The organism is Pseudoalteromonas sp. MMG012 (assembly GCF_018100875.1).
Classification (GTDB): Bacteria; Pseudomonadota; Gammaproteobacteria; order Enterobacterales; family Alteromonadaceae; genus Pseudoalteromonas; species Pseudoalteromonas aurantia.
Map to the genome: position 1 here is coordinate 1 of NZ_JAGJEF010000047.1, position 25,615 is coordinate 25,615.

General features: G+C 41.6%; 23 protein-coding genes. 11 read left to right on the forward strand and 12 right to left on the reverse strand.

Annotated elements, in window-relative coordinates:
* Positions 1-119: 119 nt before the first annotated feature.
* Both J8L97_RS15015 and J8L97_RS15020 read left to right on the forward strand, forming a co-directional pair.
* On the forward strand, positions 120-1,217 hold the full coding sequence (locus J8L97_RS15015) for an MBL fold metallo-hydrolase (RefSeq protein WP_211050808.1): 1,098 nt from the start codon (positions 120-122) through the stop codon (positions 1,215-1,217).
* A gap of 147 nt (positions 1,218-1,364) precedes the next feature.
* Complete coding sequence (locus tag J8L97_RS15020) at positions 1,365-3,032, forward strand: alpha/beta fold hydrolase (RefSeq protein ID WP_211050809.1); 1,668 nt, start codon at positions 1,365-1,367, stop codon at positions 3,030-3,032.
* 94 nt (positions 3,033-3,126) lie between these two features.
* On the opposite strand, the gene J8L97_RS15025 is transcribed toward J8L97_RS15020, so the two are convergent.
* The gene (locus J8L97_RS15025) at positions 3,127-4,818 is read right to left on the reverse strand and encodes a hemolysin D (protein WP_211050810.1); all 1,692 of its coding nucleotides are present in this window, start codon (positions 4,816-4,818) and stop codon (positions 3,127-3,129) included.
* Between the two features lie 256 nt (positions 4,819-5,074).
* Here J8L97_RS15025 and J8L97_RS15030 point away from each other — a divergent pair, with 256 nt between their 5' ends.
* The 5 genes from J8L97_RS15030 (at position 5,075) to J8L97_RS15050 (ending at position 8,153) form a co-directional block, all read left to right on the forward strand.
* Complete coding sequence (locus J8L97_RS15030) at positions 5,075-5,557, forward strand: hypothetical protein (protein WP_211050811.1); 483 nt, start codon at positions 5,075-5,077, stop codon at positions 5,555-5,557.
* Entirely contained in the window at positions 5,544-5,843 is a 300-nt protein-coding gene (locus J8L97_RS15035; protein WP_192506599.1) for a transcriptional regulator, read from the forward strand. The genes J8L97_RS15030 and J8L97_RS15035 overlap by 14 nt, the downstream gene beginning before the upstream one ends.
* A gap of 373 nt (positions 5,844-6,216) precedes the next feature.
* Positions 6,217-7,065, forward strand: coding sequence for an AraC family transcriptional regulator (locus J8L97_RS15040; protein WP_211050812.1), 849 nt, complete (start codon positions 6,217-6,219; stop codon positions 7,063-7,065).
* 42 nt (positions 7,066-7,107) lie between these two features.
* Positions 7,108-7,854, forward strand: coding sequence for an AzlC family ABC transporter permease (locus J8L97_RS15045; protein ID WP_247688694.1), 747 nt, complete (start codon positions 7,108-7,110; stop codon positions 7,852-7,854).
* Positions 7,851-8,153, forward strand: coding sequence for an AzlD domain-containing protein (locus J8L97_RS15050; protein WP_210996001.1), 303 nt, complete (start codon positions 7,851-7,853; stop codon positions 8,151-8,153). Before J8L97_RS15045 ends, J8L97_RS15050 begins: the two co-directional genes overlap by 4 nt.
* 72 nt (positions 8,154-8,225) lie before the next feature.
* Here J8L97_RS15050 and phaC read toward each other — a convergent pair whose 3' ends face one another.
* The 5 genes from phaC to J8L97_RS15075 form a co-directional block, all read right to left on the reverse strand.
* A complete protein-coding gene (gene phaC, locus J8L97_RS15055; RefSeq protein WP_211050813.1) occupies positions 8,226-9,995 on the reverse strand; it encodes a class I poly(R)-hydroxyalkanoic acid synthase in 1,770 nt (589 codons plus the stop codon).
* Between the two features lie 156 nt (positions 9,996-10,151).
* Positions 10,152-10,502, reverse strand: coding sequence for a phasin family protein (locus tag J8L97_RS15060; RefSeq protein ID WP_192506603.1), 351 nt, complete (start codon positions 10,500-10,502; stop codon positions 10,152-10,154).
* Positions 10,503-10,581: 79 nt separating this feature from the next.
* Positions 10,582-11,331, reverse strand: coding sequence for an acetoacetyl-CoA reductase (gene phbB / locus J8L97_RS15065; RefSeq protein ID WP_210996003.1), 750 nt, complete (start codon positions 11,329-11,331; stop codon positions 10,582-10,584).
* A gap of 298 nt (positions 11,332-11,629) precedes the next feature.
* Positions 11,630-12,598, reverse strand: coding sequence for a phosphatidylinositol transfer protein (locus J8L97_RS15070; RefSeq protein WP_211050814.1), 969 nt, complete (start codon positions 12,596-12,598; stop codon positions 11,630-11,632).
* 162 nt (positions 12,599-12,760) lie between these two features.
* Complete coding sequence (locus J8L97_RS15075; RefSeq protein WP_211050815.1) at positions 12,761-14,545, reverse strand: ABC transporter transmembrane domain-containing protein; 1,785 nt, start codon at positions 14,543-14,545, stop codon at positions 12,761-12,763.
* A gap of 442 nt (positions 14,546-14,987) precedes the next feature.
* Between J8L97_RS15075 and J8L97_RS15080 the strand changes: the two genes are divergently transcribed.
* Positions 14,988-16,982 carry a S8 family serine peptidase gene (locus tag J8L97_RS15080; protein WP_211050817.1) on the forward strand — a complete coding sequence of 665 codons (1,995 nt, stop codon included), beginning with the start codon at positions 14,988-14,990 and terminating at the stop codon, positions 16,980-16,982.
* Positions 16,983-17,263: 281 nt separating this feature from the next.
* Here J8L97_RS15080 and J8L97_RS15085 read toward each other — a convergent pair whose 3' ends face one another.
* From J8L97_RS15085 to J8L97_RS15095, 3 genes are all read right to left on the reverse strand, one after another.
* Entirely contained in the window at positions 17,264-18,529 is a 1,266-nt protein-coding gene (locus J8L97_RS15085) for an amidohydrolase family protein (protein WP_211050820.1), read from the reverse strand.
* 88 nt (positions 18,530-18,617) lie between these two features.
* Complete coding sequence (locus J8L97_RS15090) at positions 18,618-19,220, reverse strand: 1-acyl-sn-glycerol-3-phosphate acyltransferase (RefSeq protein ID WP_211050822.1); 603 nt, start codon at positions 19,218-19,220, stop codon at positions 18,618-18,620.
* A 46-nt stretch (positions 19,221-19,266) separates the two neighbouring features.
* A complete protein-coding gene (locus J8L97_RS15095) occupies positions 19,267-19,515 on the reverse strand; it encodes a multiprotein-bridging factor 1 family protein (protein ID WP_192506610.1) in 249 nt (82 codons plus the stop codon).
* Between the two features lie 263 nt (positions 19,516-19,778).
* Here J8L97_RS15095 and J8L97_RS15100 point away from each other — a divergent pair, with 263 nt between their 5' ends.
* Together J8L97_RS15100 and J8L97_RS15105 are read left to right on the forward strand one after the other, a co-directional pair.
* Positions 19,779-20,504 carry a S24 family peptidase gene (locus J8L97_RS15100; RefSeq protein WP_211050824.1) on the forward strand — a complete coding sequence of 242 codons (726 nt, stop codon included), beginning with the start codon at positions 19,779-19,781 and terminating at the stop codon, positions 20,502-20,504.
* Positions 20,505-20,566: 62 nt separating this feature from the next.
* Positions 20,567-20,899, forward strand: a complete 333-nt coding sequence (locus J8L97_RS15105; protein WP_192506612.1) for an HIT domain-containing protein — start codon at positions 20,567-20,569, stop codon at positions 20,897-20,899.
* Here J8L97_RS15105 and J8L97_RS15110 read toward each other — a convergent pair.
* Positions 20,855-22,678 carry a GGDEF domain-containing protein gene (locus tag J8L97_RS15110; protein ID WP_211050826.1) on the reverse strand — a complete coding sequence of 608 codons (1,824 nt, stop codon included), beginning with the start codon at positions 22,676-22,678 and terminating at the stop codon, positions 20,855-20,857. The two genes, J8L97_RS15105 and J8L97_RS15110, sit on opposite strands and share 45 nt — an antisense overlap.
* A 337-nt stretch (positions 22,679-23,015) precedes the next feature.
* On the opposite strand from J8L97_RS15110, the gene J8L97_RS15115 reads away from it, so the two are divergent.
* Positions 23,016-24,341, forward strand: coding sequence for a M20 family metallopeptidase (locus J8L97_RS15115; protein WP_211050828.1), 1,326 nt, complete (start codon positions 23,016-23,018; stop codon positions 24,339-24,341).
* 201 nt (positions 24,342-24,542) lie between these two features.
* Here J8L97_RS15115 and J8L97_RS15120 read toward each other — a convergent pair whose 3' ends face one another.
* Positions 24,543-24,815 carry a hypothetical protein gene (locus J8L97_RS15120; RefSeq protein WP_211050830.1) on the reverse strand — a complete coding sequence of 91 codons (273 nt, stop codon included), beginning with the start codon at positions 24,813-24,815 and terminating at the stop codon, positions 24,543-24,545.
* Between the two features lie 49 nt (positions 24,816-24,864).
* Positions 24,865-25,518 carry a bifunctional tRNA pseudouridine(32) synthase/23S rRNA pseudouridine(746) synthase RluA gene (gene rluA, locus J8L97_RS15125; protein ID WP_210996012.1) on the reverse strand — a complete coding sequence of 218 codons (654 nt, stop codon included), beginning with the start codon at positions 25,516-25,518 and terminating at the stop codon, positions 24,865-24,867.
* Positions 25,519-25,615: the final 97 nt, after the last annotated feature.

Here is a 25,615-nt window from a genome sequence, read left to right on the forward strand (position 1 = left end):
CTTACCTTAACTCTATTGTTAGATATTTTATCAAGCCACTAAAAAAGTGCACTAATTAGTTTACTTTTATTTGTTTTAGTGAAAAACTACACCGTATAGTTTACTTTGGGTGTGGTGATATGAGAATGTTGTGGATTGGAATGAGCATAATAATATGTGCCGTGATAGGAGGGTATAGTGTGAATAGCAATTTGGTCGCGAATGTCGAGGTAGAGCGCAAATCGGCTCAGTACGATGGTAAACAGTTCAATAACTTAGTGACTATTGCACCACAATCAATCAGTAAAACCCTCGGGATCGTAAAACGCTACATCACTGAAAACAGAGTCGATACAGCACCGACAAGTCGCCTCCCTATGGCAACGATTACAGCGGACTCGTTGGCAGCGCTCAGTAATAATAAAGTACATATTATCAAACTTGGTCATTCTTCGATTTTACTGAAGGTGAAAGGTGAATACTGGTTATTAGATCCGGTATTTTCAGAGCGAGCGTCACCTTTTAGTTTTTTGGGGCCAAAGCGCCTTCAACCAACGCCGATATCCATAGCCGCATTACCAAATATAGATAAAGTTATTATTTCGCATAATCATTATGATCACTTAGATAAGGCGGCGGTTCGCGCGTTGGCACATAAAACCGCTCAGTTTTTGGTGCCGCTAGGAGTCGAAGGTGACTTAGCTGCGTGGGGAATTGATAAGCAGAAGATAGTGGCGTTTGATTGGTGGCAAGAGCTAGAGATAAAAGACACTTTAGTCGCATTTACACCAACGCAGCATTTTTCAGGACGCGGCCTGAGTGATGCAAACACCACGCTATGGGGGTCGTGGGTTATAAAAACGGATAATGAAAGTCTCTATTTTAGCGGCGACTCGGGGTATTTTTCAGGGTTTAAAACCATCGGTGATAAATATGGTCCATTTGATTACACTTTACTCGAAACAGGTACTTATGATGAGGATTGGGCGGACGTACACATGACCCCAGAACAATCAGTACAAGCGCATATTGATTTGCAAGGAAAGGTAATGATCCCTATTCACAATAGCACCTTCGACTTGGCATTTCATGCTTGGTATGAACCATTAGAGCGAGCACTGAGTGCCGCGGACAAACAGTCAGTTGTGCTAAATACACCGATTGTGGGAGAGGTGACCACCGTGGGATGTTGTGAGTCGCAAGAGACCCGCTGGTGGCATAGCTTGCAAAAACGCTGAATGAATTGAATGTTTGAGCGCAGTGTGACAAGTACAACGATTGTCAGAAAGTTTGCAACTTCAGCATGCCCTACTAAAGTAAATTAATTGTAACTAGTGGTGTTTTTGCACTAGTTATGATTTATTGACAACAGTTAAGGACACATAATGAAAATAACGACTCACATATTTACGATATTATTGATTACGCAGCTTAGCGTATTATTGGTGTGTAACAACGCCATTGCGGCTTCACACTTACCTATACTTGATTGGTTAAGTAAGCCACAAGAGATACTCCTGCCTCGCTCAGAGCGATTCACAATTGACGATTCGATTGAGATCATAACGGAGGATGGTTTACATCTAAAAGCCAATATATTTGTACCAACGCAGTTAGTTGAAAAAGCCCCTGCGGTGATATTCATTAATAGTTGGGCACTCAATGAGTACCAATATATTAAGCAAGCCGCTTATTTGGCTGAACGTGGATATATTGTACTGAGCTACGCAACGCGAGGCTTTGGTGGCTCTGAAGGCGTGGTGGATACCGCAGGACCCAACGATATTGCAGATTACAGCAGGGCAATTGATTTCCTCATTGATAACTACCCAGTAGATGAAAATGCGATTGGCACTGGTGGTATTTCGTATGGTTCAGGCATTAGTTTAATCGGTGCTGCGCACGACAGTCGGGTCAAAGCAGTGGCTGCATTAAGTAGTTGGGGCAGTCTGGTTGATTCATTGTATGGCAATCAGTCACCGAGGCTGGCTTGGGGAGAAATATTAACCCTGTCTGGTCAGTTAACTGGCAATCTTGATGCCAATGTGCCACGTTACTGGGAGGCAATAAAGTCTCACGATGAAAGTACCTTACCTGAGGTCATTGATTGGGCATTAGTGCGCTCGCCCTCTGAATATATTGATAAGTTAAACGCCAATGGCACAGCCATATACTTAGCGAAAAGCTATGGCGATAATTTATTTCAGCCAAATAGTTTAATGACCCTATTTGAGCAATTAACCACCCCGAAATACATCGACTTGCTGCCAGGTACGCATGGTACGGCGGAGATTTTACCCGACCTACTGGGTATAGGAGAAAACCGAGTGTGGGAAAATGTATATCACTGGTTTGATATACATTTAAAGCAATTACCAAGTCAGTTACCCAGTGAAAAACCCATCAATATGAAAGTGAAGTTTAGCGATAATACCGATCAATTTACTTCTCTATCAAGTTCAGAAATTGAGACTCAGCAGTATTTTTTACATCCCAGAACTTGGTTTGATAATGGCGACTTGGAGGTTATGCCATATGGTGCAGAAAACAGTAAGGATAATACTTTAAATGCATGGGCGGGCACGCTATTTACCACCAGTATTCCTGTGCTCTCGCAACTATTGGAGCAATTAGAAGTCCCAATTTACAGTAATATCTATGCTGCATCAGATATTCGCAGCATTTACTATCAATCGCCAAAGGCAGCTAAAACGATGAAGATCAGGGGGAACCCAGCGTTAAGCATCTATGTGCAACCACATGCAACTCAGGCGCAAGTGGTCGCCTATTTGTACGATATGAATGTGTTTGGCGTTGCAAAGCTAATCACCCATGGTGTGTACACATTGCCAAAAACAGCGGCTGGAGGGGTGACGAAACTTGAATTTGAAATGGCGACAACTGCGTATGACGTACTAGCGGGACATCGTGTGGTTTTAGCCATCGATACACAAGACCCACAATATAAAAAGCCTAATAGGCACAGCTACTATATAGATATTGAATATGGTAATGGCCGTGAAGGACAGTTAATGATCCCTTACGTTCGGTAAACATGAAATAAAGGCTCGTCATGAGCCTTTAGGTCTGGTTGGGAGTATTCTATGTTAAATGCAGGGCGGGAAAATAAAGCGCTCAAGCAAAGTATTAACGCTCAGTAATTATCCATTTAGAATGTGCTTTATGTGGCGCACCTGTGCGTGTTAATTGTGGTCTACTTTCATCTGAGTTATACCAAATATATTGTTGCCAATAGGTATTTTTGATGTTCCAAACCCCTCCTTGATAGATGAGCTCGTACGCTGCTTGATTTGGTGAATCCCATAACTTGGCATACCCCGAAGAAGCGCTGCTATAACTGAGAAATAAGCTAGGCGCTTGTTGGCTTCGAAAGTAATAAGCGCTGTCGTTTGCTGGGACTTTTATCCAAGTAACCTCGGATGTAGCGTGACCTGTTAGGGGCGCATTATTGGTTAAGTTTTGACTCGCCATTGCGCGTCCCGCACTGGCCGAACGAATGGTTACGGTTTTTCCTATATCAGCGGATATGTTGGGTGCCTGCCAGTTGCTTGGCGGGGTTTTCCAAGTCAACGATTTCCAGCGCCAGTGATACGGCATACTCATATAAGGGTCATTTAAATCACTGTAACCTGGCTGCGCTTCAATATTAAATAAACACTGACGACGCTCTTCATCAAGCTGTGCTACTCGCGCACTTTGGTCAGTAGTTCCCACATTGAGTTCGGCCATGCATGCCGCGAGGGTTTTGCCTTTACCACTATCATTGGGGGCTAAAACATAGGTATGGTCTCGGTGTTGTTGATTTTGATACCACGACAACATGGCTTGCTCATCAAACGATAGCCAGTTATTAACTAACTGTTGTGCTTCGATTTTTGCATGACTTTCGCGTTGTGACATGTCGACCGCCATCGTTCGAATAAACGCAGCCCATAAGTCTTTACTGGCTTCTAATGCAACCAAAGCAACGGGCTTCATGTTACTGGCTTTATAAGTGTCCCAGCCAGATTGCCCCAGCGTTTGCTCTTTCCAAATAACATCACCGCTACTGAAATTTAAAACATCAGAAGTATTATGGGTATGTTGTTCAGCACCTTGTGAGCACAAGTACGCTTTTACTTGCCATACTTTTTCGTAATTATCATCCGCTAAACGAACGGTATGTTCCGGACTAAATGAATCTTGAAATAAATGCACTGCGCGACCAAATAAAAAGTAATTATGATCAACTTCCGTATTGGCTGAGGTACCGCCTCCATCCCACACTTTCATACGCTTATCATTGGCCATCGCCGCATTAACAAAATGATTGATAAAACGTGCTTGTGCCCTGTATGCGGCATTAACCCCGCCTTGGCCACCAATATCATCATAACGACGCATGAAATGGTCTTGTTGTAAATCAGCCGGCTCTTGTGAAACAGCATTGAAACAATTTGGGCCTGTGGGATCGGTACTTGCGTTGGTGACATTAAAGCCTGCAATATCGACCCATCGTTCGCCCACTATTGCTGAGTAAACATCATCATATTTTGGTTGGTAACTGGTATTGTGATTAGCAGAGGCTTGAATTCGGCTGATTTCTTCTAACGCGTTACTGATATCTATATTTTTAGCGAGGCCTTGCTGCCAATGTTGACGAGGATCATTTGGGTCTACATCAATAATGTGTTCCGCATCTAAGACTTCTAATGCAGCTGTACGGGTTAACCATTCGTGTCCCATTGGCATAATGCCGCCACCACCTAATTGCGTAAATGCACTTGCGGTTGTGGTGGTGAGCAAGATCAGACATGCACTGAGGTTTTTGATTTTCATACTATTCCTTTGAAATATTCAGCGTCAGACGCTGTAAGTACTTTTATTGTTGTCACATAAAAACAGCCGATAAGTTAATTTATTTATCTGTATTTTACAAATTTATTACTTTTTTATGAAAATAAATGTTATCAACAACGCAAGTTTGACTAATTTATCTGGGTTCAAAGGTGCTTTCCATATTGGAAAGTAGATGCTAGGATTAATTTAGTTTCCAGTGTGGAAAGAAAGTTGAGTAACCAAAGTGAGCATGAAAATGGAATTGGAAAATACAGGTGTCAGTAAAGCGAAAGAAGCATTGGCCTTAATTGAAGCAACAGAGCAGCGTTTAGAAACCTTAGTACGATTTCCAATATGGCTTATTTTGCTATGTTCGATAAGTTATGGTTTGTTTACATTTGCTTATGCCAATATGGCCCATGACAACGAATGGGCATTGGCGGCGATGATGTTTTTTGCGGTATTTCTGGCTGCGGGTTATTTCGGCATAAATTACTTGAAGCGTAAAGGCATCAAATTATTAATGTTACCAAGGTCTACATTAGGTGGCGTTTACTTTATTGGGTTGGGGGTGACGTTCGGTGTCATCATCACACTCTCTAGAGTTTATTTTCTAGAAGGGGTGATGTGGTCTGCTTATGTGGGGAGTGTTACAAATATGATGTTAATGGCGGTAGCTCAATATTGTTACCCATTAAATGAAGTCAGTGTAACACGAGGTTGCAATGAGTCGGATTGAGTTTGACACGGTTATCCACGCGCCGAAGCGTTTACAAATTTGTGCATTACTTGCCAATGTAAATGAAATGGAGTTTCAACCATTAAAAGCACAATTGGAGGTCAGTGATTCGGTATTATCCAAACAGCTGAAAGTATTAGAGGAGTCTGATTATATTCGTATCTCTAAACAACGAGCTGAAACCGGGTATAAACGGACTTGGGTATCTTTGACGGTACTAGGTCGAAGTGCATATCAAGGGCATAAAGCCGCATTACATGCATTAATAGGTAATATAAGCCATTAATGCGATATTAAATTACTGGAATATGCCGTTTTTGTACAAAACCGAGTGCTTAATTTACGCTAAAGTAACCTCAGGTTTGGATAAGGGTTTTGGAATAGAAAATGTTTTGCAAACAAACTTACGTACAATCCAATGATGATATTTTGTTCAATATCAAGGCGCTTTTATGCAGTAATAGCGGGCTATTGCAAATGAAAGCAACGCCGAGAGTGAGTAAAATAGCTTTATTGGGCAAATTCGCTTATCCAGAGCTGAGGTTAAAGTTAATAACGGCACTGTGATATGTGCCATAGGTTCGTCGATCACATATGTTAATCGAGGCGAAATTTTAACGCGTCAATGGGGCGGTTAGGTATCATAATGAGAAATCACAATGAAAAAGCGCACTGAAATTGCTGATTTTGCATATGCTTCTGAATTAGGTGGTATCGAATTGCTTAATGCACAATACCAAAAACAGAACTTTTCTCGTCACAGCCATGAAGGGTATACAATTGGGGTGATTGAATCAGGAGCGCAACAGTTTTATCGCACGGGCGGCAATCATATTGCACCTCAACACAGTATTATTTTAGTGAATGCTGATGAAGTGCACAATGGTTGCTCCGCCACTGAGTCTGGTTGGGCATATCAAGCAATGTATCCAACACCGCACGTTTTTGAAGCCATCAGTGAAGAGTTAGGTACTGCCCGTGGCGCACCTTACTTTCCAGATGCGGTCGTTTATGACCCTTACTTAGCAAATTTATTGAGAGCCATGTTTACCACGCTAGGTGAGTCGGATAATCGTTTGGTGAGAGAGTCTTTGATTTATTCGTCACTCATTAAGTTGGTAGTTAGGCACAGTAAATCAATCGATAAGGGGTTACCGCTGAGCCGTGCAAATGTGTCATTGGGACTGGTAAAGCAGTTCTTAGATGAGCATCCTGACTCAGATGTATCTTTACGAGAACTGTCGGGGTTAGCAGGAGTGAGTGCGTGCCATTTGTTAAGAGCGTTTCAAAAACAGTTTGGTTTGCCGCCACACAAGTATCAAATTCAAGCGCGGCTTAGAATGGCAAAAAGACTCTTACGGCAGGGCCGCAATCAACTGGATGTTGCACTAACATGTGGTTTTCATGATCAAAGTCATTTTCATCGGCATTTTAAGCGGATGATGGGCGTGACACCAGGCCATTATGCCAAGGCGGTTGCGAGCAATAACGTACAAGTTATTTGTTAGCAATTGTTTTAGGATATTTACATGATTTTTTTCAGGTAAATAATGATGCATAGAGTAGGGTCTACAATTCGAATATCATCAAGCACAGGCCATTATAATGCCCTTTTTCGTGGCGCATTGGCTGTTTTCCCGTTGGCACTTGCGGTGGTGCCTTGGGGTATACTCGCAGGCTCATACGCCATTGAAGTGGGTTTAACTTGGTATACCGCGCAGGCTATGTCGGCCTTTGTTTTTGCCGGAGCAGCACAACTTGCGGCATTAGGCTTAATAGCATCAGGCATTGGTGCTCTTGGGGTTTTACTTACGACGACTTTGATCACCTCTCGACATGTATTATATAGCTTGTCATTACGCCCGACATGGCAAGGGTTGCCGATGCGCTGGCGTATTACACTTGGTTTTTTATTGACCGATGAATTGTTTGCCATTGTTATGTCAGATAAGTTTAAAGCGTTAAAAACGGAACCTTGGTTTGCTTTAGGGGCTGGAGGATTTTTTTACCTGTCATGGAATCTCGCAACGGCGCTCGGTATTGTACTTGGCTCGTCAATGCCACAGCTGCATACTTTAGGCTTAGACTTTGCAATTGTTGCTACTTTTATTGCGTTAATAGTGCCCAGTATTAAAACGCCAGCCGTGTTGGTATGTGTGTCTGTGGCAACGTATACCGCAATGCTTTTTGCGCTTTGGCAATGGCAAGTCGGTTTATTATTATCAGCCGTATTAGGCATGCTTGCTGGATATATGACGGAATGTTTATACGGTGGTGATACCAAGGAGGCATTATGAGTTGGTTTGTATTGTTGGGTATGGCTGTGATTATTTTTATGAGCCGCTATGTTTTTTTGGAGCCCAAATTACCTATGGTACTTGGCCCTCATTTACAAAGGTTACTCACATATTCAGCACCTGCGGTATTAAGTGCGATTGTTGCACCGTTAATTTTTATTGAGGGTGAACAATTACATATTGGTTTGCAAAATCGTTATTTTGTTGGGGCGATAATTGCTTGCTTATTGATAGTGGTGACGCGTAATACTTTATTAACCGTGCTTGTTAGTATGGGGTTGTTTTTCTTTGCTTTGTAACCATCACGACAAAGATGAAAAAGTAGCATAGCAATGAGCTGCTACAATACTGTGTAGCAGCTCATTGACTCGTTACAATTTTACTTTTACATATTCACCTGGGGCATCATAAATTCCTGGGGTATCTTGGGTATGTGTTATTCTTGCGGGGACTTTCTCACTGTTGTGGCTGGTTACCCATTTTTGCCAATGAGTCCACCAAGAGCCTTTGTTGTGCTTTGCTTTGTCAAACCACTGTTGAGGCTCGCCCGATACGTCAGGACCAAACCAATAACCATACTTATTTGCTTGTGGTGGGTTAATTACCCCAGCAATATGACCGGATTCACCCAGAACAAAGGTGATATTTTTGCTGGTTTGTTGTGCGCCTTTAAAGGTACCTTGCCACAGTGCAATATGGTCGTCTCTGGTTGATAGCACATAAAGTGGTTGTTTAATTTTGCTTAAGTCGATTTTAGTACCACGAATACTGACTTGCTTTTCACCAATAAGCTTATTTTCTAAATATAACTCTCGGAGCATAAAGTTGTGGCTTTTGGCGGTGAGATTGGTGCTATCGCTATTCCAATACAGTAAGTCCATACTCATGGGAGCTTTGCCCTTGAGGTAATTATTAACGTAATAATTCCAATACAAACTATTTTCTCTGAGCATACTGAAGGAAGTACCCAGCATGTGTCCGTGCATAATACCATTTTGTATGTTGTATGCTTCTAATGCTGCAACGGTCGGTTCGTTGACAAAAACCCCGAGTTCACCTGGTTGAGAAAAGTCTAATAACGTGGTCAGTAAGGTGGCACTTTTTATTCTTTGCTTCATGCGTTTTGATACGAAGTAGGCCATGGCTGTGGCTAACAAAGTACCGCCAATGCAATAGCCAATAGCATTTATATCACTTTCGCCAGTGTGTTTTTCAACCGCATCGACCGCAGCGATGACCCCATCTACGACATAATCTTCGAAGCCAATATCTTTCATACTAACATCTGGATTTTTCCACGACATCATGAAGGCGGTGTGACCTTGATCAACGGCCCATTTGACCATTGAGTTATTACTTTGTAGGTCGAGAATATAGTATTTGTTAACAAAGGGCGGTACGAACAAGAGTGGGGCTTGGTATACGTCGTCGCTGCTGGCGTTGTATTGAATGAGTTCAAATAAATGATTTTGGAAAACAACACGCCCAGGCGTTGTCGCCAAGTCTGTACCCAGCTCAAAAGCGCTTTCATCCGTCATGCTGATCCGCAGCATGTCCCCACCTTTTTCTAAATCTTTTTTGAATAACTCGAAGCCATCAATGAGGTTTTGACCGTTAGAATCAAGGGTGAGTTTTAGTAGCTCGGGATTCGTCGAAATGAAGTTGGAAGGCGACAATGAGTTGACTGTTTGACGCGCAAAAAACTCTAACCGCTCTTTTAATTTATCGTCAAGTCCAGGGGTTTCGCGGATAGAGCTCAGTAGCGATTGTCCGAATAGTAAATAGCTTTGTTTAATATAATTAAACCAAGGGTTTTCTTGCCATTCATCGGCTTTAAAGCGTCTATCTCCACGCTCTTCGGTAACGGGGTCTTTGGTGTCAACCATTTCTGTAGGTGCGAACGTTTGCTGAATGATCTGTAGCTGGTTTTGCCACCAATCTAGCTGGTTTTGTTGCATGGTTTCAGGTTTTTTTATTATGGCGTCTAACCATGCGCTGAAATCACGGTTACTTTGTTCTGAGAGTGCTTTTTGCACAGGATTATCATTAAACAATGAATTATTGAATGCAGTATACATGTCTTGATTGTATTGCCACCACGCATTCAGGGTTTGGTTTAGATCTTTATCTTGGGTATCCATTACGGTCATCCTAATGGCATTGGTTAATATCAATAACAACAAGGAGTAGGTGCGCTTTTGAGTTAGATATTATAACTCAACAACAGTGTTATACGCACCTCAAGTTGTCGAATAATTCCACGGTATCACTGTGTTGTGTAATTACTCGATGAATGCTTAAGCTGGCGTTTGAGCCGCTTGAAGGTTTTCTTTAGTCAACGTTTCTAGATTATCTTTGAACTCTTGACCTAGTTGCGATAATTTTTGGCCATCTTCAATCATTTGCTGACTGATGTTATTCAATACGGTAACTTGGCTTGCATTAAAATCAACCAAAGATTTTGCATCTTTTACATCAGCCGCTGCTTTAACTTGTGCCACTGACGTATTCGAAAAGTTTTGTACTGCATTAACTTGAATATTTGCAAGCTGTTCGATGTTCTGTGCAACCAGTTGGTTGAACTTAAGTACAGGTGAAAGGAACTTTTCGTTTTGCTCTGAAAATGTTTTAAGTAGATCTGTGTACATGATTGCTGGTCCTTTTAACGTTCATTAATTGATACTGCATGTGTTATCTGCGTGAGGCTATTTTTGGCTTCACCGAGATTTAGTTCATGTATAAACCACCGTTAAGCGCAAGCGTTTCACCGGTAATATAAGCCGCTTTTTCTGATGCTAAATATACAACAGCATGAGCGACTTCATCTGGAGAAGCCAGACGCTGCATTGGCACTTGTGCTTTAATGTTATCTAATACGTCTTGGCGCATTGCGGCAACCATGGGCGTTTCGGTATAACCCGGTGCGACCACGTTTACGGTCACGCCAGCTCTGGCGCCTTCATAGGCTAATGATTTGGTAAACCCGATCATACCGGCTTTTGCCGCGGCGTAGTTTGCTTGGCCAAATTGGCCTTTTTGCCCATTAACACTGGAGATATTGACTATTCGGCCATATTTGTTGGCACACATGTGTGCAAACAATGGGTGCGTCATATTAAAGAGCGCATTGAGGTTCGTGTTAATTACTTCACTCCATTGCGTATGTGACATTTTTTTAAATGAGGTGTCGCGGGTGATCCCTGCGTTGTTAACCAATACATCAATACGGCCACGTTCAACAATGACTTCTGTAAGTTGTGTTTCACATGCTTGTACATTGGTCACATCTAAAAAAAGTGCTTTGACCTGATTTGGGTTGATCTGAGTTTGATTTAACCAAGCATCATAGTCAGCCTGCGAGCGACGTTCACTTGCGACTGCGATGACAAAATAATTGGCGTTAGCGAGCTGTTTAGCAATGGCGGTTCCAATGCCGCCAAATGCGCCTGTGACGATGGCTGTTTGTTGGTTTTCCATAGTGATACTCCGTATCTGTTGTAGCAAATTAACTGCAAACCTTCACTACGTTTTCTAATCCGCATTAAGCAAAATCAGAAAGGTTTAAAGTGATACCGCCATTGTTCACCTTGAGTATGACGCTCAAGTAACAAAAGGATGTCATTTTTTATACACGTAGCTTTAACTGCCTATAAACGTAATCCAAATCAGGGAAAATACACTATTCGGCAAACTTATGATTGATATAAATGTTAATTATTTGTAAGTCTTACTTTTGGAATAAAAAGTCTAACGTGCCGGTTAGACTTGGGCGTAATTATTCACATTGTGCAGCAGGGAAGTTATCTACTTGTTCATTGATATGAATTTGATAACTGTTGCCGTTAATTGCAGTGGTACCATAATGACCTGCATCTTCGCCGATAGTGAAGCTTTGCAACGGATTTAATCCCGCGTTTATAAAGGCTTGTGCATCCGTTTTAGCATTGCCATAGGCCCTAACAATGTTGAGTCCTTTAGCCTTTAGCTGATTGATTTGTTGTGTTTTATATTCAGCGGTACGAAACAGGCTGGTTTCATTGGTTAACGAGGTACGTAGATACCCTTGGGGCAAATTCATCCAAGATAGCCAACTGCGTGTGCCTTTGGCATACCAATATACGCGTGCAGTTAAATAAACAGGTTGATAGCCAAGGTCTATGTATCGACGGACTAGGGCATAGGCTGCTTCTTTTGGGTCTGCGTACTTAATGCCTGTATAGTCGCCGATTTGTTCTGCGTCAGACTCCGTTAATGTCCCATCTATGTCAAATAATACCGCAGGGGTATTTGGTTCTACAACGGTAATAAAACCTTGTGTGCCAGTGCCATCGGCGGGAACAGCAGCATATATGCGATACTGACCGGCAGTAAGGGGTGGTATAGTGATACTGGCTTTTCCATCTCGGTTTGTTGTTGCTTGAGTTATAAATTGCCACGCTGAATCATGCTCACCTCGCAAATAAAAGTTAACGGTTTCAAACTCTAAGTCTTTATGGGCTATGCTGCCGTAATCGAACTTAGCAGTCACCGTAATAGGTTGGCCATATGCAGCAATTTCATCATGGATCATATGATAGTTTGGTAGCCAGGTTATAAAACGATTTAATGTGTTTTGATAAGGGGCACGGTCAAAGCTTGGCGGGGCAATAATGTGCTCCATGATCTCAGGCTGTGGGCATTTAGGGAGCGCATGTGCTGGCATTGAGCTAAGGATCAATGTACTTAGAAGGCATATTCTTTTCATTATTCTTCCTTTATTTTACTGGGAAATAAAGTTTAGAATAAATACTCAATGTTGCAATTTTGTTATTTTTGGTTTTTTTAAACTAAATTGACAGGCAAACACTTTATTGTGTTCAAAACGGAGAATGAATGAAGATCCAGTCATTCTCCGAGGGCTAAAAGTTTAAACAGATTTGAATTGCAATTGAACTAGTCGCTGATAAAGTTCACAGTTTTGCATTAACTCATGATGACTGCCTATCTCTACAAGCTTTCCGGCCTCTAATACGGCTATTTTATCGGCATGCTGGATAGTTGAAAGGCGATGGGCGATGATAACCGTTGTGCGATTATGCATTAGCGTATCTAACGCTTGCTGTACATGATATTCACTTTCACTGTCGAGAGCACTGGTTGCTTCATCAAGCAGTAGGATGTGTGGGTCTTTTAGAATTGCTCTGGCAATCGCAATGCGTTGTTTTTGACCGCCCGATAATCGCACGCCACGTTCGCCTAAAAAGCTACGATATCCATCAGGTAATTCCATAATAAAATCATGTGCGTGGGCTTTTTTTGCTGCTTCGATTACTTGCTCATCAGTGGCGAGAGGGTTGCCATAGCGAATATTATGCATAACATCGCTGCTAAAGAGTGCGGGTTGTTGTGGCACTATGGCCATTTGCTGTCGTAAGTCTTGTGGTGTAATGCTTCGAATATCGACACCTCCTAGCAAGATTTCCCCAGATTGTGGGTCATAGAAGCGCTGAATGAGTTCAAATAATGTACTTTTACCAGCTCCAGAGGGCCCTACGAGTGCTAATACCTTGCCTTGTTCAATGATTAAATTCAATTTATCGGCAGCGGCCTGATTGGGACGAGATGGGTAATTGAAGCTGACCTCTTTTAGGATGAGTTGCGCAGGTAAAGAGGCTGCAATAACATGGTGATTTGTTGGTGCCCGAATTAGGCTTTTTGCTTGTAAGATCTCAATCAAACGCTCGGTCGCGCCTGCGGCGCGCTGTAATTCACCAATCACTTCAGAAATGGTGGCTAAAGACGATGCAACTAAAATGGCATAGAAAACAAAAGCACCGAGATCGCCACCACTCATATGACCTGCAATCACATCACTGCCGCCGACCCACAGCATACAGGTGATCGCACCAAAGACGATAACAATGACGCCAGCAATGAGCGTGGCTCGCTGCTGAATACGACGGCGACCAATGGTAAAAGCTTGTTCAACTTCATCTTTAAATGATTGCTTTTCTTGAGGTTCTTGAGTATAGCTTTGCACTGTCTTGATATGCTCAATAGCTTCACCTGCATAGCTGCCAACATCAGACATTGAGTCTTGACTTTGCCTAGATAGCGTTCGTACTTTTCTCCCATAAAACAAAATAGGTATGAGAATGAAAGGGACTGCGCACAATACCACAAAGGTTAATTTAATATTTGTGGCGAATAGCATAAATAACGCACCAATCAGCATTAAAGCACTGCGAATAGCCATTGATAACGACGAGCCAATAATACTTTGTAGTAGAGTTGTATCTGTGGTTAAACGAGACATGATGTCGCCGCTTTTGGTGGTTTCAAAATAGCTGGGATGTAACGAAATAACATGATTAAACACCGCCAAGCGAATGTCAGCACTGACTCTCTCACCGATCCAAGAAACCAAATAAAAGCGTAGATAGGTGCCTGCTGAAATTAATACGGTGATGACTAAGATAAATTGTACGGCATGCTCTAGCTGTGCTAGAGATTGTTCCGCAAAACCTTGATCGATTAACATTCTCACGCCTTGGCCAATTGATAGGGTCAACCCAGCAGTGAGAATGAGTGCCGCTGCTGCCAAGGCTACGCGCGCGAAATAAGGGCGAACAAAACGTTTTAATTCTAGCAAAATAGAGAGCTTTTTATTGCTTGATTTTTTGCTGTTGTCTGTAAGTGGATCAGTTTGCACGTGTGCTTTCCTAAAATTAGGGAGGGAGTTTAGGCGTAATATAGCCTGCTCGTATATTTGCGGGTTGTTGTAATGCCCTTTATAGAAACTTTATGGCGAGAGTGCAACTGAGACAACCCTGATTTTCTGTAACATTTTATAATGTCGTCAACATATTGGACGCCTTACACATTTGATGGTTTTTTTGACAACGAGAAAAATACAAAGTACTGGCATTCATAGTAATTAAAATGGGTAAATATGATGCGTAATCGTATTTAATGTTTAAATAATTATTCTTTAAGGTTAAATTTTTATTGCAAAGTAAATTTCCTTACGGTAGCTTGTACCTAAAATAACCGTTCCTTATTTAGATAAATATATAGGAAGGGCAAGAAAAAGGACCACCTCCTGCACAGCGGATGCGCCATAACAATAATAATTTGCACGAAGGAAGTTCATAATGAGTAACAAGTTTAAAATCAGCGCAGTGGCATTATCACTAATAGCAGCCAGCAGTGTGTCAAGTCTAGCGTATGCAGAACAGACCTATATCGTCAAAATGAATACCGGGTTACAAACGCATAATCAGAATATATCAAGTCAGTCACAACACCGTATTAATGATGCTATTAGTAATAATGTTGTTGAAACGTTAGTCTCAACCGTTTCAGAGCAAGTTGTTACTATGGTATTGAGTGAAGAGCAAGTTGCATTGATGACAGCCTCAGATCAATTTGTTTATATTGAAGAAGACTTTGAATACACGCCTTTCTCCTCAACTCAAATAAGCCCATATGGTATTGGCCAAGTACAAGCAAATTTGGTATCTGACGCAAATGCTGATCAGGTGAAAGTATGTGTTATCGACTCAGGTTATGACTTAGGCCACCCTGATTTACCGCAAAATGCAACAGGCTTTGCGGATGCTGCGGTTGGCTTATGGTACAAAGATGGATCTGGACATGGCACCCATGTTGCTGGATCTATCGCTGCTATTAATAATAGTGTAGGTGTTGTTGGTGTGTTACCGAGTGACAAAGTGGGTATTCACGCGGTTCGAGTATTTGATGATGAAGGCAAACAGGGCCTTAACTCTCGAATTGGTCGCGCGGTAGATAATTGTGTAGAACACGGTGCGAATGTCATTAATATGAGTCTAGGTGGCGCATCAAAAAGCCAATACTTGGAAGAACGTCTAAATGCGGCCTATGATCAAGGTGTGTTGATTATTGCTGCAGCTGGTAACGGTGGTGATGCGACCTTAAGTTATCCAGCAAGTTATGATAGCGTTGTATCGGTGGCCAATATCGATAAAGACCGCAATAAAAACGATTCATCACAATTTAATGCACAAGTAGAAATTTCAGGTCCAGGTACGGATGTTTTATCTACAGTACCAAGGGGGACTGGTATCGTTGCGGGTGTCACAGTTCAAGGTGCTGGCGCATTCGAAGCGGCGGGTATGACGCATTCAGTTGAGGGTAAACTGAGCGCTGAATTGGCTGATTGTGGCCAAGCGCTTACGACCTGTACAGCGCCTGCAAAAATTTGCTTAATTGAACGAGGTGGGGCTACATTCGCGAAAAAAGCGCAAAACTGTGAAGCAGGTGGTGGTGTTGCAGCACTGGTATACAATAACGCAGCAGGATCTTTTGGTGGAACATTAGGCGATGCTAATCATGGTGTGACAATCCCCGTGCTAGCGTTGACGCAAGTAACAGGTAACAGTTTAAAAGCCCACCTTTCAAAACAAGTTACGGCTCAACTAGAGAGTATTTCAGATTACGATGTTAAATCGGGTACTTCAATGGCAAGCCCACATGTCGCGGGTGTCGCAGCGCTTGTTTGGAGTAATCATAGTCAATGTACTAATGTTGAAATTAGAAACGCACTGAATGCCACGGCCATTGATTTAGGTGATGCAGGACGAGATCATTTATTTGGTAATGGTTTAGTGCAAGCGAAGGCCGCTGCAGATTATTTAACGCAAAATGGCTGTGCGGGAACAGTTCAAAACCAAGTGCCAATTGCGCAGTTTAATAGCCAATGTACAGGTTTAAGTTGTTCATTTGATGCAAGTGGTAGCCGAGATACTGATGGCACAATATCACGCTTTGATTGGATTATTAATGGTCAAAATGTGGTAGGCAAGCAAGCCAGTCATACTTTCCCCCAAGCTGGCACTTATTCGGTTAAACTCACAGTGACAGATAATGAGGGCGCGACAGCCAACTTTAATAAAGCGGTGACCGTAACAGAGGGAAATGTAAGTGAAGGGTGTGATGGTATTACAGCTTGGTCAGCTAATAAAACATATACTAAGGCTGGCACACTGGTTTCATATAATGGTAAAAAATATAGCAACAACTGGTGGCACAGCAATAAGAACCCAGAGCAAAACTCTAATGTGGGTAATAATTGGAAAGTGTGGACAGATTTAGGTCTATGTAAATAAGCGATGATTTTTTAGTATCGACTTTATTGTTAATCAAAGCCTTTATGGTAGACCCATAAAGGCTTTTTTGATCACAATATGTATTTAACCTCAGCTCTGGATAAGCGAATTTGCCCAATAAAGCTATTTTTCTCACTCTCGGCGTTGCTTTCATTTGTAATAGCCCGCTATTCCTGCATAAAAGCGCCTTGATATTGAACAAAATAGCATCATTGGATTGTACGTAAGTTTGTTTGCAAAATATTTTCTATTCCAAAACCTTTATCCAAACCTGAGGTTATTTAGTTTTTAAAAACAGTGCCTTCTTTCATTACAAAGCGGACGTTTTCAAGCGTGCTGATATCGCGAAGTGGGTTATCATCTACAGCGATAATATCAGCAATAAAACCGGTTTTGATTTGCCCTACATTATTGAGCTTAAGCAAAGCAGCACTATGAATTGTTGACGACTGAATTGCTTGCAATGGGGTCATGCCAAATTTAACCATGCGTGAAAATTGTTTGGCATTGTCGCCATGAGGGTAAATTGCAGCATCTGAGCCAAACACCATTTTTACACCTGCGTTGACAGCTTTCGTAAAACTCTCGCGTTGTGCTTTTGAGACAAGTTTCTCTTTATTAATATTCTCTTGTGGAACACCATTGGCTTCACCAAATGCCAGTGTATATTCGGTGTTGTAAATGTCACAGGATAAATAAGTGCCATGTTTAAGTGCTAACTGAATGGCTTCTTTATCCATAAAGCTACAATGTTCTATACTGTCTATGCCTGCACGGATAGCGGCTTTGATACCACTGGTGCCATGAGCATGTGCTGCGATCACTAGACCTCTCAAATGTGCTTCGTCAGCCGCAGCTTTAAGTTCTTGTTCGCTAAACTGTTGTACGCCAACCTTAGTGCCTTTTGAAAATACTCCACCTGTTGCACAAATTTTTATTGTATTAGCGCCATATTTAATATTTTCTCGTACTTTTGCACGCACAGCCCAAGGGCCATCGGCAACGCCTGCAGAGAGAGATTTTTTTTCAGGGGCACTAAAATTATCATCACAGTGTCCCCCTGTAATTGAAATAGAATGCCCGGCGCTAAAAATACGTGGGCCAGGGATCTCTTTCGCGTTGATCCCATCACGCGTTGCAATGACGCTATATCCTGATGCACCCAAATTACGTACCGTTGTAAACCCGGCTAGTAATGTGGTTTTCGCATTTTTGACGGCTTTAACTGTTTGGCGTGGAATGGAGTAATTTCGAGAAGCTAAAAAGTTATCGGCAGCATCTGACGTAAGATGAACATGCATATCCATCATGCCTGGTACCAAAATTTTATTTGGTAGGTTGATGGTCAGCGCACCTTTTGGTGGGCGCAGTTGTCCGTTTGTTGTGATGCGTACAATTTTGTCGTCTTTAATAAGTAATGTGGGGTTATTAATGAGTTGCCCAGTGTGTACATCGAGGTAAGCTTTTGCGGTTAATAAGGTGGTTTGAGCGTAAGCTGATGATGCGTAGGTGAAGGCACATGCAAGTATGGCGTATGTTGATTTCATAGTGTTTTTTCTTATCCGGTTGTCTACTTATTGATAGTATAGAGTAAGTCAAAATACCAAGCCAAAGGGTACACGTTAAATGCCCTGATTAATCGGATACTTGGGCTGGATATTTTGCCGCGCTTTTGGGGTATTGTTGTTTTATTCGTATTAATTCAGCCGGCACATCATCCGTTACGATTATAGCAGGGAGTATCACAAATGTTTTTGAACGATAGTCAATGAGCATAGGTACAATGGGAACGTTGGCTGAATGTGCCATATAAATAAACCCCGTTTTCCATTGCTGGGTATATTTACGAGTCCCTTCAGGGGCTAAGCCTAAGATTAATGCATCTTGTTCATGGAAAATGAGGGTAGCTTGATTAACGATACCATTGGTCGCGCTTCTATCAACAGGGATCCCACCCATTCTTTTTAGAATATAGGCAAATGGTCCAACAAAAATACTGTGTTTTCCAAGGAATTTCACTTGGAGTCCGAGTTTAAATTTAACTGCAATGGCTATGACAAAATCCCAGTTAGAAGTATGGGGCGCAACCGCGGCAATAAATTTTGCTGACTGTGGGAACTCCCCAGCCACTTGCCAGCCAAAAGCTTTTAATATGAGCGAACCAATTAACTGCCCAAAACGGTTATTTGTACGAGGGACTTCTTTCGGGATTTGATGTTGTCTAAGTGGGTGCTGCATATTGCAACCTTCTTTTCTTTGCACTGTAGCATAATATCAAACCTTATTAATTGGGTTTTTTCATACCAATGATAATGTTGGTAATATCAAGTAAATAGACATCTTCAACTAACCCAATGACATCATTCCAACGAGGGTTGAACTCATTATTTTCCCAACGGCGCAAAGTGCGTTCTTCAATGCCGTAGTTTGCGGCAGACTCGGCTTGGGTATAGCCTCGACTTTTACGAGCAAACTTAAGGATATCTGATCCGCGAGGTGTACGATTAATTCTTGCTGGTGCACTTTTTTGCATAATTTATATTCTCCTTCATTTATTACGCATTAATGTATTTATAGTATGAAAGTTGCTATAAATAGGTGTATAATGCAGCATTAAATACGCATCTAGTTGTTACTTTCTTTATGTAAACATCAATCGATTGCGTATTTTTTTAAATTATAGTTTTAAAAATTACGCATTACAAATGTTATTTTTAATTTTTTGAGCCTTATTTCTTTCTTATAGGCACATAAATTCATTTTTTGGTATTTGATTTTTTAGAAGGCCTAACTTACATGACTGAAAATTATAATGAAAATAGTTGTGGTGATGAGCATCAGCGTGCGTCATTTGCCACGCGTGTCGAGCAAGCAATCAAACCTGATAGTATACGCACGTTTGCGTCAAAAATAGGTGTTTCGGAAGGTACTTTGCGTAGAATTTTAAAGGGTGAAGACCCTAAGTTAAGTATTACTGAACGTATTGCGCGAGAATCAAACACAGACTTCCTATGGTTAGTAAAAGGGGAAGGCGAGCAAAGTCAAGATAGTTTGGTTTCTCCATTATTAAGTCAAAGTGTCGTGAATGTTGATGAGTTCCAAGAAAAGTTTGTACTGGTTCCGGGTTATCATATTTCAGTCAGTACTGGATATGGTGCATTTAACGATGCAGCATTAGTTGAGCGACACTTAGCTTTTCGTAAGAAGTGGATTGATTATAAAAACCTAGATAAGAGTCAATTAGCCGTTGTGTTTGCAAAAGGTGATTCTATGGAGCCGACCATACATAACAACAACACAATTTTGGTTGATCTATCAGACAAGAAACTCAGTGAAGGGCTTATTTATGTGGTGCGCTTAGGTGAAGAGCTTTATGCGAAACGTTTGCAGCAATATATTGATGGCTCTGTACGCCTTATTAGTGATAACAAAGAGTATGTGGAGCAACATGTTCAAGCGCATGAACTCGATCAGCTAGAGATCATTGGCAAGGTGGTTTGGATTGGGAAGGATTTAGCGTAGCGTGAGTAGCCGTAGGCGAATATATATCTTATTCAAAAGTGTATTATGAAGGAGAAAATGGCATGGATGATTTTTATTGTGAACAAGTACTGAGTAATAAAGTATCCGTTGATATTGTCATGGAAACGAGCGATGTGCTGGCGTTCCACCATACTCGGGCATTTTGGCCTGTACATATCGTGGTTATACCCAAAGCTCATGTGCCATCTTTAACCGATTTAGGTGAGCACGACGTATCGATTGTTCACAAAATTATGGCTGTGGTAACGCAAGTCGCTCAGCAAGTTGAGGCGCAGCACGGTGCATGTCGAGTATTAACGAATTTAGGTAACTACCAAGATTCAAAGCATTTACATTTTCATGTTAATTATGGTGAACCCATTACGACACGTTGATGTCAACGACTTCAACCGCGCAGTTCCTGCCTTGTTTTTTGCTTGATATAGCCCGATATCGAGTGCGCTATAAATTGAAGCAAATTTGGTATGCTCAAGTCCGGTAGTTGCATAGTAAGCGAAACTAGCAGTGACTGTAATGGAAGTATGATCGGCTAATGTTACAGGTTGACTACTTAGCGTCTGTCTTGCACTTTCAACGATATTCAAAATGTTTGTTTTTTTAATGTGTGGAATAAAGACAACGAATTCCTCTCCACCTATCCTAGAAATAAAGTGAGGTTGTGTGATGGCCTTTTTTATAGTGTGACAACACTGAATTAAAGTTTGGTCACCTGCTGGATGTCCATATGTGTCATTAATTTTTTTGAAGTGATCTAAATCGAGTAGTATTAGTGCGTGAGCGTATTCTGACTCGATATGTGCAGCATATTTAGACAGTACTTTATACATGGCTGCACGGTTGAATGCGCCAGTTAAGGTATCATGTTCTGCTAAATAGCGCTGTTTATTACGTGAACGCCAGACAAATATGACAATTAAAGTAATACAAGCTATCGTCAGCCAGAGCCGATATTGATTGTATTGCAACTGCTGTATTTTATGTGTTTGTTGTAGGTTTTTTTGTTCAAGGCGAATCGTTTTCAATTCAGCTTTTGACATTTTTAGTTCTGCTTGAACGGCAATTAACGCTTGCTGATTTTGGCTTTTAGCATGTGTTTTCTCCAAAGCAATGTATTTCTCTTGAAATAAGTAAGCTTGCTCGAACTGGTTCAGTTTGGCATGAATTTGTATGATCACCCCAAGGGCACTCAATTTATGTGTAATGTCATTCCCTTTTTTAATTAACTTTAGTGACCATGTCGCGGCTTTTAATGCCCAGTCATACTGTTGCAATTGTAGATGTGTTTTGGCGAGTGTTAAGTGGGTATCAAATAGCAATGTAGCGTGCTGTTCTGCATCAAGTATATTCAATGTGTCGATTAGCAAGGTTAATGCTTGGCTTGGTTCTTCGTACGCTAAGTGTAATTTTGCTAATTGGATATTACTATTGGCTACGCCATAATTATTGTTTAGGTTCGTAAATGTGCGTTGAGCGCTGAGTAGTAGAGATGAGGCTTGCTCAAAAGCTAAGTTTTTCCGATACGCAATACCAAGATTTAATTGGGTGAGTGCTATTTTTTGTTGGTTATTCGCTAATGTGCGTAACTCTAATGCATTTTTAAAGTGCGTGATTGCATTATCATATTGCCCCATATCCATTAGAGTTAACCCTATATTATTAAAGGTGACCGCTTGCCTTGAAGGGTTAGGGTGAGTGCCTAAGATTTTTTTGTACAAGGTTAACGCTTTATTGTGATACCCATGGTGATTCGCAACAATCGCAGATAAGTTCCAACGATACTTTGGATCTATTATCGGTTTATCTATCGCTTCAGCTAAGGCATTCATTTTATCAAGATGTCGCGTAATACTATGATAGTTGCCTTTTTTAATGTGATCCCAAACTATGTGTTGCAATACTAGTGACGCTAATTCTTGGTGCGTTTTTTCATTGATGAGGTTTTGCACTTCCTTGAACTTACTCTCACTGAGTTGGTGTTTATTCTGCATTGATGCTTGTATTGCGTGTAATAAGCGTTGCTCTATCTCAGTAAGTGGGGAGTGTGGCTCAAGGTGAATTAATAGCGGCTTTGATAATTGCTCGGCGAGTTTTGCAGCAACCGTTGTTAAGTATATTCGCTCTAACCCTGGTTGCATTGTACGGTGTTGTTGCACGAGTGTTTCAAGAGTGTTTCAAGAGTGTCTTGTGGTGATTGGCTGAGAGTTTGTTCGTATTGACTGAACCAGTTAGGGATAGATGCTTGCGTGCTCAGAGGTAATAAGCTGATAACAATACATAGGAAAAAGAATAAAACTTTCATAAATAGCAGCACAAGTTAGTTGAATACGTTTAAGCGCTTCCGTGTGCCAGCAAGCGTGCCATTCTAGCATAAATACAAAAATAAAATATGCTGTGCCAATTAAAAATACGGCCGTTGGATTTGAATAGTCATTGCTGCTCATCAATGAAGTTGCTACCTTGATGGTTCTTACAACAACGATAATTACGATAATGAAATTATTCACTTCAAGCTTACTTTTAATACTTTCAAGTCACGTTAACGCACATGATATTGATTTATCTAAATCAGTGATAAAGCAATTGCCTGACTTAGAATCGTTATATTTGCACTTACATCAACACCCTGAACTCTCATATAAAGAGCAGAAAACAGGACAACGTTTAGCAAAAGAGTTAACTGCTTTGGGTTTCACCGTGACCGAGGGCGTCGGCGGATTTGGTGTTGTTGGCATGCTAGAGAATGGCATTGGTCCTACTATTATGATCCGTTCAGATACTGATGGTTTACCGATCATAGAGCAAACAGGCAAACCTTACGCCTCAAAGGTAAAAACACTTGATGCTAATAATAATGAAGTGGGCGTAATGCACGGGTGTGGTCATGATATCCACATGACTAGCTTTATAGGTACAGCGCAACAGTTAGTGATGCATAAGGCGCAGTGGCAAGGTACTTTAATGATGGTTGCTCAACCAGCTGAGGAAGTGGGAGGAGGGGCCAAGGCAATGCTCAAAGAGGGGCTGTTTAGTCGCTTTGCCCAGCCAGATCATGTGCTTGGTTTACATGTCAGCGCATCACTCCCAGCTGGTAAAGTCGCAATAGCCCCCGGTTACGCGCTGGCCAATGTAGATTCGGTCGATATCACAGTCAAAGGTAAAGGCGGGCATGGGGCGTATCCTCATACGACCATAGACCCAGTGGTCATTGCGTCAAGGATTGTACTTGCTTTACAAACTATAGCCAGTAGAGAAATTTCCCCGTTGGAACCTTCTGTGATCACGGTTGGCTCCATACATGGCGGTTCAAAGCACAATATCATCTCAAACGAAGTCACATTACAGTTGACGCTACGCTCGTATAATCCAAAAGTGAGAGCACAACAAATTGCTGCAATAAAACGATTAACACAGGGGATAGCGTTAAGCGCAGGGTTACCAAAGGCATTAGCCCCCGAGGTATATGTGCATAAAGATGAAACTATTCCATCGACTTACAACAATCCAGAATTAGCCAATGTGATGACGGCTAGTATAAAAGCGGAGCTGGGTGAGGAGAATGTGGTGAAAGCTGAACCGGTTATGGCGGGTGAAGACTTTGGGATGTATGGCCGTACCGATGAGAACTTACCAATCACTATCTTTTGGCTAGGCGGTGTTGAGCCTCAATCTTACGCAACAAGCGTTAAAAATGGTGACACCTTACCTTCTTTGCACTCAAGTCAATTTGCACCAGATTACCCATTGACCATTAAAACGGGTGTGCGGGCAATGACAGCCAGTGCTCTGGATTTATTTAATCAATCTACAAGTAAATAATAAAAGGCTAGGGGCTGTTGAACTTTGCTGTTCTATTTTTGTTCTCTTTGAGCGTGCTTTTATCGCGGTGCTTAATGTGTGGCTTAGTGATCTAAGCGAATATTAAGCAACAAAGAGAAAAGGGCGCTCAAAAGAACCAGTAGGCAGCGCTTGATTGGCTTTTCTACTATGTTATCGGCTGACTCACATGGAATAACCATGCTATGCAGCCTCTGCCTGGTATAAAATCCAATCAAACTGCTGCAAAAATGAACCTGAAAGATCAACAGCCCCTAAAGTACTCTTATAAATACCCAGTATACTTATTAGAGTACTTAACCTCAGCTCTGGATAAGCGAATTTGCCCAATAAAGCTATTTTTCTCACTCTCGGCGTTGCTTTCATTTGTAATAGCCCGCTATTACTGCACAAAGGCGCCTTGAGATTGAACAAAATATCATCAGTGGATTGTACGTAAGTTTGTTTATAAAACATTTTCTATTCCAAAACCCTTATCCAAACCTGAGGTTACTTGGGGCTTTTACTAGAAAGGTGTAGGAGCTTCAAATGTCATTAACTGTTCGGTAAGAGGGTGGCAAATCTGTAGCATTTCAGCATGTAATTGCAACCGCTCAGCACCGGCCAGCGCGTCACCTTTTGCATAAAGTCGATCACCAAGTATTACATTGCCAAGTGACAACATGTGTACCCGCAATTGATGAGAACGACCCGTAATGGGGGTTAGTTTGACACGGGTTACGTTATGCTCATTTTTGAGGACTTCATAATGGGTTAGAGATGGTTTGCCTTTGTCATGACATACCATTTGTTTTGGTCTATTCGGCCAATCACATATCAAGGGTAAATCAACAGAGCCGGTGGCGTGTTTCATTGCACCATGCACGCGTGCAATATAATGTTTGTTTGTGAGCCTATCTTGAAATTGAATACTGAGAAAGCGGTGGGCTTCTTTACTCATTGCTAAACACAAGACGCCAGATGTCGCCATATCTAAACGATGAACAATTCGTGCCGTCGGAAAAACGGTGTTTACGCGAGTAATAGCACAGTCGGCATGTTTAGGATCTTTACCAGGTACTGTTAATAAACCACTAGGCTTATTAATGACGAGCATGTGATCATCTTGATATAGAATTTCTAAATATGGGTCCAGTGGTGGCGCATAGTTCAAAAGCACAGTTTATTACCCCAGATAAAATTAAGCGCGCCATTTTAGCGACCTTTTAGGGGATTACATAGTGTTTAATGCATCGATAGTTCATTAAAGTTGAATA